The following is a 10,369-nucleotide window of genomic DNA, read 5'->3' as shown; positions in this document are numbered from 1 at the left end:
AAAACCACCACCACCGGTAGGAAGTCAACCGCGTGCGAAGATATCGTCGTAAAGCAAAAATACCCCCAACTACTTGGCACAGCTGAGGGCTTAAGGCGTTAGGCCGTTGGGGGCAAGGAAGTATCCTCACCAAGCAGGTGAACGTGAATCATATTGGTGTTACCAGAGACTCCTGGCGGAGTACCGGCAACAATAACCATCATGTCGTCGCGGGAGTATTCATCCATTGCGAGAAGCTGGTTATCGATCTCCACCAGCATTTCATCGGTGTCATGCATCCGGGGCGTGAGGAACGTTTCCGCACCCCACGTCAACGCTAGCTGGCTACGTACCTCCGGGAACGGAGTGAAAACCAGAAGCGGCAGCCGGGAACGCAACCGGGCAACGCGCTTAGCGGTGTCACCGGAGGTGGTGAATGCCACCAGTGCTTTCGCATTGAGTCGTTCCGCAATGTCGCGTGCGGAGTAGGAAATGACGCCGCGCTTGGTGCGTGGAATGTGTGCCAGGTCAGGAACGTTGCCGTCGGTTTCCGCGCTGGTGACGATGCGGCTCATGGTGCGTACCACGTTGTGCGGATCGGTACCGACCGAAGTCTCGCCGGACAACATAACTGCGTCGGCGCCGTCGAGTACCGCATTGGCCACGTCGGAAGCTTCGGCGCGGGTCGGGCGAGAGTTTTCGATCATGGAATCAAGCATCTGCGTTGCCACGATGACCGGCTTGGCGTTCTCGCGAGCGATTTGGATGGCGCGCTTTTGCACCAATGGCACCTGCTCAAGCGGGCATTCCACGCCCAGGTCGCCACGCGCAACCATGATGCCGTCGAAAGCAAGAACGATGGATTCTAGGGCTTCAACAGCTTCCGGCTTTTCCAGCTTCGCAATCACCGGGATACGGCGGCCTTCTTGATCCATGATGTCGTGAACCAATTCGACGTCCTGCGGGGAACGAACGAAAGAGAGGGCGATGAAATCCACACCGAGTTTCAGTGCGAAGCGGAGGTCTTTGATGTCTTTGTCGCTAAGCGCTGGGACGGAGATGTCCATGCCGGGCAGGGACACGCCTTTGTTGTTGGAAACTGGGCCGCCTTCGACAACTTCACAGATGACGTCGTTGCCTTCCACTGCTTTGCAGACAAGGGCAACCTTGCCGTCGTCGACGAGCAGGCGGTCGCCGGGCTTTGCGTCTTTGGCAAGGTTCTTGTAGGTGGTGGATACCCGGTCGTGGGTGCCTTCGCACTCTTCAACGGTGATGCGGACTTCTTCGCCGGTTGCCCAGAAAGTGGCGCCGGTTGCGAAGCGGCCCAGGCGGATCTTCGGGCCTTGCAGGTCAGCGAGGATACCGACAGCGTGACCGGTCTTATCGGTTGCCTCACGTACCCACTTGTAGTTTTGTTCGTGGTCGGCGTGATCACCGTGGGAGAAGTTCATGCGGGCGACGTCCATGCCGTCTTCCACGAGCCGAAGAATTGCGTCCTGGCTTGCTACTGCCGGACCGAGAGTACAAACAATTTTTGTGCGACGTTCCATGCCTTAAACACTAATCCTGAATTGCCAATACTGCGAACGCCAACGCGAAGAACAAGCAGGAAAAGTGAAAAACCTGCCGTGCCACTGCCGAGAAAACCGAAGAAAAACGGGCATGAGCGGGCACATTCAGACATTATCGGTGGGTGCGCGATTTAGCTCACAGTTTGCATAACGCCACCCTTATACCCACCGACCGCGGCATTTTATCGCCGCATGCACGACTAATTTAGTTGCAGTAAACGGGCGTTATTGCTTGTCGACGCCAGGAGATTCGGTGGTTGAGGTTTCCGATTCAGTTACGGCCGTCGCGGGGTAAATACCGGCGTCTACTTCTTCCGCAACATTATCGGTATCTGCGGTGACTGTGCCTGCCGCCCCAGCAACTTCCGCCGGGGTTTCTCGGCCGGATTTCAGCAAGAAGAAGACCACAAGGGCAAGAACAAAGATGACGGCGGTGACGATGGCGTTGATGCGGATTCCGTAGACCAACGTTGCTTCATCGGTACGCATGTTTTCGATAACAAATCGGCCAGCCGCGTAACTTGCGACGTACAGGGCAAAAACCCGTCCGTGCCCAAGCTTGGCAATGCGATCCATGTTGATAAGGAAGAAGAAAACCAGGATATTCCACAGCATCTCGTACAGGAAGGTGGGATGAACCGTAGCGATCACCTCGCCAGTTGAACGCCCCGTTAATGGCGCATACTCGCCTGCTGAATTCACCCGGTAGTAAATTTCCAGCGCCCACGGCACTGTGGTTTCTTCACCATAGAGTTCCTGATTGAACCAATTGCCCAATCGTCCTATCGCCTGAGCCAAAACAACACCTGGCGCCAAGGCATCCGCGAAAGGTGCGAACGGAACTTTTTTGTATCGGAAATAGGCATATACCGAGAGGGTACCCACTAAAACGGCGCCCATGATCCCCAAGCCGCCGTTGGTGATCTTCAACGCGTCGATCGGGTTACAGCTGTCGCAAAAATACTTGTCGTAATCGGTAATCACGTGATACAACCGGCCGCCGATAATACCGGCAGGAACAGCGATGATAGCGGCATCCAAAACCATGTCCGGTTGTCCGCCCCGGGCCGCGTAGCGCTTGCGACCGACGGCGAGGGCGACGATGATGCCCGCGATAATGCATAGTGCGTATGCGCGGATGGGTATCGGACCCAGGTACCACACCCCCTGGGGTGGCGATGGGATGTACGCAAGGGTGGAAACGATCACGCTTCATCTCTCCAAAAGTATTCTCGGCTGTTTCTGTGACCTAACACAGTGTGCCCGAAAATTATTCCCACGGCTACATCGGGGTTGTATGAAGTGCTGAAGCCGGGCGGCTCCGCTACCGGCTGGGGCAGGCGGGATGCTGGGCGGCTGACACTAATGCCCGGGTCAGCGCGAGTGGTGATTTGGCGGTAACGAGCGAGTTTCCAATCACCACTGCGTCTGCTCCCCGGGCTGCGTATTCGTACAGTTCCGCCGCATTACGCACACCTGATAATGCAATCTTGATAACGTCGCTGGGCAACCCCGGCGCGATTTCGGCGAATGCTTGCCGGTTGAGCGTCATTGTTTCAAAGTCTCGGGCATTAACCCCAACGATGCTCGCACCGGCGTCTATGGCTCGGATCGCCTCTTCAGGGTTTCGCACTTCCACCAGTGCGGTCATGCCGAGGGATTCCACCCGGTCAAGCAACGCACACAGATGGGATTGTTCTAGGACGGCGACCCGCAGTGGAATCATATCTGCGCCGAAGCAGCGTGCTTCATGGATTTGGTAGGGATCGACAATGAAGTCCCGGCACAGGATTGGTACTGAGACGGTGGCTCGCACATCGGCCATTTCCGCCAATGAACCGTGGAACCGTCGTTGTTCTGTGTGGCAGGCGATGAGGGCGGCGCCACCCGTTTCGAATTGTCGGGCAAGTTCGGTGGGGGCTTCACGGTACGCGATTTTTCCGGTTTCCGGGTCGAATCGTTTGACTTCGGCGATGAGTTTGCAACCAGGGGCAAGCAATGCCGACATCACGTCACGCGGTGGTTCGCAGTCGCGGGAGCGGGCCTTGATGTCACGGAATGGGACAACAGCCTCGCGCGCAGCAACGTCTTCTTTGACGCCTGCAATGATCTCTCCAAAGACTGTAGTCACGTCGTTGCCCTACCAATCTCTTAGGGTTGCGCTTTACACAGTGCCAGGTTCTTTTTGCTTGGGCGAGATGGCACCAAGATTAAAAAACCTACCTGTTAAAGGCTAACGCGTGGTTGGGCGACAACTAAAATTGGGAAGGTTTTTCGCGACTGTATGGTGGTGGTTTTTATCACCCCCGGCGCCGCAACCGTCTCGGTAGTTGTCATGACACATAAGAATTTATTTGTTTCCGTGATATGAGCCAATTTAGATTCCATTGGTGCGTTTGTTAAGTTTTCAAACGCTGCCCAAGCACGTGAACTAAATCACCCCCAGTTTTATTTCACTAGCAAATGTGCTTAAGAGTTGGGGTCGGTGGGATCGATATCCGCATCGAGTGCATCCCACATGACTCGGCCCGAATCCGGGTCGGCTTCCAAGTCTTCTTCTATGCGCAGTTCCCGTGTGTGTTTACGCTCGTATTGGTTGGCTTTCGGCTTATCGTCCCCCGGTGCCACCGCCAGGAGGGCACCGGCGAAAATTGCCAGCGCAGCCCCCACAACCGCCACGAGGACCCCGGTCGGGTGCACTGTGATGTCGGTGATCTCGGCCCAGTTGGCCAGCAGCGCACCTTTGTTTTGATGGGCGGTGGCGGTCTGGGAGCTTAGGATGCTCAAGGCACGTTGCGGATCCGGGCCGGTCCCGATGATTACATCAAGCGCCGACCAGCCCGCCACACCAGCGGCACCGGCAGCGATCACTCCCACCACCCGGCGCGCCACGCGTCGTAACGCGAAGGCGGCGACGCAGGCTGCCACCAGAACCAGGCTTACAGCGGTGGTTTCTGTCGACCACTGTGCGCCGATGATGTCGAGGGTCTTGTTGCCCGATTTATCGTCGAATGCCTGCACGGTCAGCCATGTCAGCCGGGAGGCACCCCATAAAACGGTGGCGCCGACGCCGATGAGTAATGCTGCGATTCGTGTTTTCGTCATGTCGTTCCGCCTTGCGTGCCGTTAGAGAAGTTTGTCCGCGTCGAAGCAGCTGCGATCCCCGGTGTGGCAGGCGGCACCGGTTTGAATGACGCTCAGCAATACGGTGTCGCCGTCGCAGTCGAGGCGGACGGATTCCACGTGTTGGGTATGTCCGCTGGTGAGACCTTTGATCCAGTATTCGTTTCTCGACCTAGAAAAATAGGTACCGCGCTGCGTGGCGAGGGTGTAGGCCAGGGCGTGTGAGTCCATCCATGCCATCATGAGCACTTCATTGCTTTCCGACGCCTGCACGATGGCGGGGACCAGTCCGTCTGCGTTAAACCGAACTCGCTGTGCAATATCGGGTGCTAGTTCGTAGTCGGCGGGATTATCTGTGTGGTTTGTCATGAGTTTTTCGTTGGTGGTTTTCTTTTTCGGTTAGCGCACTTCATAGCCTGCATCCGCAATTTCTGCTTTTACTTCTGGGATTGTCACTTCGCCGAAGTGGAAGATGGAGGCGGCCAGAACAGCGTTAGCGCCAGCCTCGATGGCGGGCGGGAAATGCTCCGGCGCACCGGCACCGCCGGAGGCGATGACGGGGATGGATACGGCGGCGCGTACTTTTTCGATCAGTTCGATGTCGAAGCCTGCTTTTGTTCCGTCACCGTCCATGGAATTGAGGAGGATTTCGCCAACACCTAGTTCTTCCCCTCGTTTCGCCCATTCGATTGCGTCTAGTCCGGCCGATCGGGTGCCGCCGTGGGTTGTCACTTCAAAGCCGGACGGTTGTGGGGTGCCGCCTTCGGGGACGCGCCGCGCGTCGACGCTCAGCACCACGCATTGCGCGCCGAACCTGCGGGATAGTTCGCTAAGCAGCTCCGGCCGGGCGATGGCTGAGGTGTTGACGCTGACTTTATCGGCACCGGCACGCAACAGCTCGTCGACGTCTGTTTCGCTGCGCACCCCACCGCCGACGGTGAGTGGGATGAAAACCTGTTCGGCGGTGCGTCGCACCACCTCAAGCATGGTGCCGCGGCCGTCTTTGGAGGCGGATACGTCGAGGAAGGTGAGTTCGTCGGCGCCTTCGGCATCGTAGCGAGCGGCTAGTTCCACCGGATCACCGGCGTCCTTGAGGCCTGTGAAGTTGATTCCTTTGACCACCCGACCGTTGTCGACATCTAGACATGGGATGACCCTGATTGCTACTGCCATTGTGGTGCGTGCTCCTTTTGACGGTGGTGAGGTTAATAGGAATCTCGGACTGTGTTCATGGTACTAAGGATTGTCTCGTGGGCATTATCGGTGCCAACGATTGCCCCAAGGGATGTTGGCGTCCAGTCGTTTCCGTCGAGGTCGGTGACTTTCGCGCCAGCGGCTCGGCACAGCAAAACCCCAGCCGCGTTGTCCCAAATGTGAGGGCTGAAACTGACCGCGCCGCCGAAAATACCGGCAGCGGTGTAGGCCAGGTCGATACCCACGGAGCCGGTGATGCGGGGACGAAGATATGTTTTGGTCAGTTCTGCGAGTAGCCCGTGGCGCATCAGTGACGGGAACTGTGCTTTTTTGCTTCCGGTGGTTGAGGAAACGGAGGAGAACCCCACATGTGCCGCCACTCGGGGGCGTTCGGTAAGCGGGCGTTGCGGTTGCCCATTGATATACAGCGGTGAGGAGTCGAAAGCGCCAAACCGTTGGCCAACCAGCGGAACGCTGGTGATGGCAAGCACCGGTTGGGTATCCGACATGAGGCTCAGCAAAATGGCACTCATGGGATTGCCCGCGGCGTAATTCGCGGTGCCGTCGATCGGGTCCACCACCCAGGTGAAACTTCCCTGCTGTCCGCCGTATTCTTCGCCGTAGACGGGCAAGCCGGTAAGCGTGGTTAATTGTTCGCGCAGCACTTGTTCGATGGCGAGATCCATCTCGGTGGCAAATTGTCCGGCGTCTTTCAGGTGGCTGGGGTTGGCCCCTATCCCCTGCCGGAACATTCGTTCCGCGTCATCGACCACCGCTTCGGCGATGTGGTACAGCTCCCGCAATTCGCTCATAATGCGGCAAGGGCTTCGGTGAGACTAAACCGGCCTTCGTAGAGGGCTTTACCAATGATGGCGGAATCGATGCCCTCGTCTTCGTATCGCGCCAGCTCCACCAGGTCCGCCACGGTGGAAATACCACCGGAGGCGACGATCTTTGCGTCCGTGGCTTGGGCGACTTCCCGAAGTAGGTCGATATTTGGGCCGGTCAACGTGCCGTCTTTGGACACATCGGTGACCACGAACCGCTTGCACCCATCGGCATCCAAACGCTCCAATACTTCCCACAGGTCGCCGCCGTCGGACACCCACCCGTTGCCCCGGGTGCGCCATTCGCCGTCGACAAGCCGAACCGCAATGTCAACCGCGACAGCATCGCCGTAGCGTGCCAGCACGGATTGTATCCACTCCGGGTTTTCCAAGGCCGCGGTGCCGATATTTACCCGGCGCGCGCCGGTGGCAAACGCCCGCTCTAAGGAAGCGTCGTCCCTAATGCCGCCGGTGAGTTCCACGCTGATGTCGAGCTGGCTGATGACCTCGGCCATCATTTCGTGGTTGCTGCCTCGGTTGAAGGCCGCATCAAGATCGACGAAATGAAGCCAGGTCGCTCCTTGTTCCTGCCATTTCAAGGCGGATTCGAGGGGGCTGCCGTAATTCTTTTCGGTACCGGCTTCGCCTTGGTCAAGCCGAACGGCTTGACCTGCCACAACATCTACTGCGGGAATTAAACAGAACACCATAGTGCTTTAGTGTAGCGTCGAATAACGCCGATTACCCCACATGAACCATTGTGGCGGGCAATCTCTTGTAGTCGGGTACGACGTGAAGCACGACACGAACAAATATCACAATTGCTTGAGCCAGTTTTCCAGCAGGGTCGCCCCGGCGTCCCCGGATTTTTCCGGATGGAATTGGGTCGCCCACAACGGCCCGTTTTCGACGGCTGCCACAAACCGGCACTCTTCATGGGTGCTCCAGGTGACCTGTGGCGGGGTGGTGAGACCGTCGGGCTCAAATTCCCAGTTTCGCACTCCGTAGGAATGGACGAAATAAAACCGGGTGTCCGCATCTAATCCGGCAAACATTTCCGAGCCTGGCTCAGCACTAACCGTGTTCCACCCCATGTGCGGCAATACCTGGGCGTCAAGCTTTTCGACGGTTCCCGGCCATTGCCCACAACCACTGGTTTTCTCGCCGTGCTCAACGCCGTAGTCGAACATGACCTGCATGCCGACGCAAATCCCCATGACCGGCCGCGATCCGGCCAAGCGTTGCCCAATCAACCGGGGCCCGTAGATTCGATTCAATCCGGCCATGCATGCCGCATAAGCGCCGACTCCGGGCACAAGTAACCCATCGGCGGCCAGTACGGTGTCTGGGTCAGCGGTCACTGTCACTTCCGCCCCTACTCGTTCCAATGCGCGGTGGGCGGAACGAAGGTTTCCCGAGCCGTAATCTAACAATGCGACATTCTTTTTCATGGATTTTGATCTTAGCCTTTCCAATGCTCGGGGTTTATTTTTCGGTCCACCAATTCGGCAATCAAGCCGATGACTACAAGCGCGGTTCCCACCAGGTATGCCCCAACATACCCACTGCGGGAAGCAACATACCCCAAGGTGATCGCGCCTATTCCGGTTCCGGTATCGAATGACGCGTTCCAGATGGTTGAGGCTTGGCCGGTCATCCCCCGCGGTACCCGCATGAACATTTCCAACATCGCTTCGGTGGCCACAAACCCGAAACCGCCGCCGAAAAGCACAGCCGAGACGAGCATCCACCACACGGACGCACCCGTGGTGATAATCCACACGAAGCTAATAAAGGCGATAAAAACCATAAGCAATCCGGGAATCATCAACGTTCCGGGATAGCCTAGCCGGTCGGCCAATGCGCCGCAGCCTAGCCGAAACACCATCTGGGTACCGCCAGCAACCGCGAGCAATAACCCGGCAACGGTTGCACCGGTTACCGGATCGATTTCGCGCACGGTTGCTGGCAAGAACGTCGAAACCGCACCGTAGCCCATGGACACGCAGGCAATCGCGATGGCCGGGGCGACGGTAACCCACAGCGTTATGGGGCGCGGGCGTCGATAGATGCGGGGTGTACCGCCGCTTGGGCTTTCCGCTTGACGACGCTCATTGCGGTGCAATTCCGCCTCGTCGTCTTCTTTTGTCCACACTGGCTCGTCTAACGATTCCGCTTCCGGCGCGGGCGAGGGAAGAAACAGACTTAATACCGCCGCCATGAGCGCCACAGCGGCACCGACGACAAAAACCACGCTGTAACCGCCGGTGGCGTCGACAAGCCACAGCCCCACCGGCATTCCCAGCATCTGTGCGGCACCAGTAAACAACCCGATGATCCCGGAGGCTTTACCCAGCGTGCCGGGCGGGGCAAGCTGGCCGATAAGCGCAAACTGCGCCACGCATAGCGCCCCGAACCCCATTCCCCGGATTGCCGCGACCACCAGCAACGACACGCTATCCATGGTCAGGACGTACCACAAAGTTGGCACACCCAATAGCAGCGCCGCTGTCACCATGACCGCCCGAAATCCGAATTTTCGAACGACTTTCACCGTCACTAATTGCGTCGCGACGGTTGTTGCCATAAAAACCGTGGTTGTCGCCCCCGCCAAGGTTTCACTGCCGGTTGCGGTTATCACGGCCAGCGGAATCACCGGCAGCATCAACGCCAACGCGCCGAAGGAGGCCGCCGTGGCGCAGGCCAAGGCGAAGAAACCAGGAATATCCCTAAGCAACCGCAGTTGTGCATCACCCGATGCTGCCATCCCAGTTAGCCCCCGAGTTCACCAATCATCCATAGAATCCCAGCAATCGCCGCCACCGCCGCGCAGCCGCCAAGCACCGCGGCAAGAAGAATCGAGCCGTTTTTATACGTCGACCACGCACCGCCGACAAGCAGCCCGGCGACCAAAAACATCACGTACACCAGAACGTAATTACCCGAACCTCCGGCCTGTGCCGCGATAAAACCAGAATCAGAAAAACCGGTCATGTCATTCACCTTCTTTCCACAATTTCAGCCCGGATTGAGACTAACACGCACGTCACAATAGCAACCCAGTTAAGGTAAGACATCGCGTCGCTTCATAGCAATCGAAGTAATGCAACCATAATCGCTATCCATTCCGTGGGTTTGAGCCCGATACCCATTGTGCTGGCGGCAGTAACGAAGCACGTCACGTGACTCTTTCCGCACGCATTCAACCGCACAACACTGGCTCATAACAACGTAAAGATTCGAGTAGTTCACACGCATTTTCCTTCGTATTTCGCTTGTCGACGCCCCCACCATCGCTGGTTGTGTTGGTTTGTGGGTTTAGTTTTCCCTTATCCGGGGGTAGAGGTTCTTGTACAGGACGCAGTGGCACTTATAGCTTGGTTGCTATTGATTGTTGTTTATGTGAATTTTAGGAGTTGAGTGCGCCTGCTGCGTTTTCAGGTTGCTTCTGGTGTGGGAGAAGACGTCTATACCAGGATGCGCTTCTATGCGTCTGGTCTTGGAATCATGCAGTTAGTTCACGATAAAGCTGCTGGCGGATTTTGCAAGCCCTGCGGTTGAACCTGCTGGTAGAGCCGTAGGCGAAGCCGGTGGCACTCTATTCTTCTTTTCCGCAACACTGAGGTTTTCTCACCAGGTTTTGTGGTGGTTGAGGTGTAGAACGGTTAAAGCGGT

Annotated in this window: 10 protein-coding genes and 1 pseudogene; all 11 read right to left on the bottom strand. The window is 57.3% G+C overall.

Translation table 11 applies throughout. The annotated features are described in order from the left end of the window. Window positions 1–98: 98 nt before the first annotated feature. The 11 genes and pseudogenes from pyk to Q4D85_RS13935 all read right to left on the bottom strand — a co-directional run bounded on the left by pyk (window position 99) and on the right by Q4D85_RS13935 (window position 9,688). Complete coding sequence (pyk, locus tag Q4D85_RS13985; protein WP_303201337.1) at window positions 99–1,529, bottom strand: pyruvate kinase; 1,431 nt, start codon at window positions 1,527–1,529, stop codon at window positions 99–101. 381 nt (window positions 1,530–1,910) lie between these two features. Next, window positions 1,911–2,759, bottom strand: a pseudogene (gene lgt / locus Q4D85_RS13980) (prolipoprotein diacylglyceryl transferase); the annotation flags it as partial. A 115-nt stretch (window positions 2,760–2,874) separates the two neighbouring features. Beyond that, window positions 2,875–3,681, bottom strand: coding sequence for an indole-3-glycerol phosphate synthase TrpC (gene trpC / locus Q4D85_RS13975; protein ID WP_303201333.1), 807 nt, complete (start codon window positions 3,679–3,681; stop codon window positions 2,875–2,877). Between the two features lie 338 nt (window positions 3,682–4,019). Further along, on the bottom strand, window positions 4,020–4,655 hold the full coding sequence (locus tag Q4D85_RS13970; protein ID WP_303201331.1) for a TIGR02234 family membrane protein: 636 nt from the start codon (window positions 4,653–4,655) through the stop codon (window positions 4,020–4,022). 21 nt (window positions 4,656–4,676) lie between these two features. Continuing rightward, window positions 4,677–5,042 (bottom strand): phosphoribosyl-AMP cyclohydrolase, encoded by a 366-nt coding sequence (gene hisI, locus Q4D85_RS13965; RefSeq protein WP_303201330.1) that lies wholly within the window; start codon window positions 5,040–5,042, stop codon window positions 4,677–4,679. 30 nt (window positions 5,043–5,072) lie between these two features. Beyond that, window positions 5,073–5,846, bottom strand: a complete 774-nt coding sequence (gene hisF / locus Q4D85_RS13960) for an imidazole glycerol phosphate synthase subunit HisF (protein WP_303201328.1) — start codon at window positions 5,844–5,846, stop codon at window positions 5,073–5,075. A gap of 32 nt (window positions 5,847–5,878) precedes the next feature. Beyond that, a complete protein-coding gene (locus Q4D85_RS13955; RefSeq protein WP_303201326.1) occupies window positions 5,879–6,679 on the bottom strand; it encodes an inositol monophosphatase family protein in 801 nt (266 codons plus the stop codon). After that, on the bottom strand, window positions 6,676–7,404 hold the full coding sequence (gene priA, locus Q4D85_RS13950) for a bifunctional 1-(5-phosphoribosyl)-5-((5-phosphoribosylamino)methylideneamino)imidazole-4-carboxamide isomerase/phosphoribosylanthranilate isomerase PriA (protein ID WP_303201324.1): 729 nt from the start codon (window positions 7,402–7,404) through the stop codon (window positions 6,676–6,678). Before priA ends, Q4D85_RS13955 begins: the two co-directional genes overlap by 4 nt. A 105-nt stretch (window positions 7,405–7,509) precedes the next feature. Then, window positions 7,510–8,145: an imidazole glycerol phosphate synthase subunit HisH gene (gene hisH, locus Q4D85_RS13945; protein ID WP_303201322.1), complete on the bottom strand. Its 636-nt coding sequence runs from the start codon at window positions 8,143–8,145 to the stop codon at window positions 7,510–7,512. A gap of 11 nt (window positions 8,146–8,156) precedes the next feature. Then, window positions 8,157–9,461: an MFS transporter gene (locus tag Q4D85_RS13940; protein ID WP_303201321.1), complete on the bottom strand. Its 1,305-nt coding sequence runs from the start codon at window positions 9,459–9,461 to the stop codon at window positions 8,157–8,159. A gap of 5 nt (window positions 9,462–9,466) precedes the next feature. After that, on the bottom strand, window positions 9,467–9,688 hold the full coding sequence (locus Q4D85_RS13935; protein ID WP_303201320.1) for a hypothetical protein: 222 nt from the start codon (window positions 9,686–9,688) through the stop codon (window positions 9,467–9,469). Window positions 9,689–10,369 lie beyond the last annotated feature (681 nt).

Origin of the sequence: Corynebacterium sp., assembly GCF_030532965.1 — a bacterium.
Lineage (GTDB): Bacteria > Actinomycetota > Actinomycetes > Mycobacteriales > Mycobacteriaceae > Corynebacterium.
Note: the sequence above shows the minus strand (reverse complement) of the source record. Positions and strands in the feature narration are given on the sequence as shown.

Coding starts and splice junctions, on each gene's coding strand:
- Q4D85_RS13940 (WP_303201321.1), bottom strand. CDS start 9,461: ATGGCAGCATCGGGTGATGCACAACTGCGGTTGCTTAGGGATATTCCT.
- Q4D85_RS13935 (WP_303201320.1), bottom strand. CDS start 9,688: ATGACCGGTTTTTCTGATTCTGGTTTTATCGCGGCACAGGCCGGAGGT.
- hisI (WP_303201330.1), bottom strand. CDS start 5,042: ATGACAAACCACACAGATAATCCCGCCGACTACGAACTAGCACCCGAT.
- hisH (WP_303201322.1), bottom strand. CDS start 8,145: ATGAAAAAGAATGTCGCATTGTTAGATTACGGCTCGGGAAACCTTCGT.
- Q4D85_RS13955 (WP_303201326.1), bottom strand. CDS start 6,679: ATGAGCGAATTGCGGGAGCTGTACCACATCGCCGAAGCGGTGGTCGAT.
- priA (WP_303201324.1), bottom strand. CDS start 7,404: ATGGTGTTCTGTTTAATTCCCGCAGTAGATGTTGTGGCAGGTCAAGCC.
- hisF (WP_303201328.1), bottom strand. CDS start 5,846: ATGGCAGTAGCAATCAGGGTCATCCCATGTCTAGATGTCGACAACGGT.
- Q4D85_RS13970 (WP_303201331.1), bottom strand. CDS start 4,655: ATGACGAAAACACGAATCGCAGCATTACTCATCGGCGTCGGCGCCACC.
- pyk (WP_303201337.1), bottom strand. CDS start 1,529: ATGGAACGTCGCACAAAAATTGTTTGTACTCTCGGTCCGGCAGTAGCA.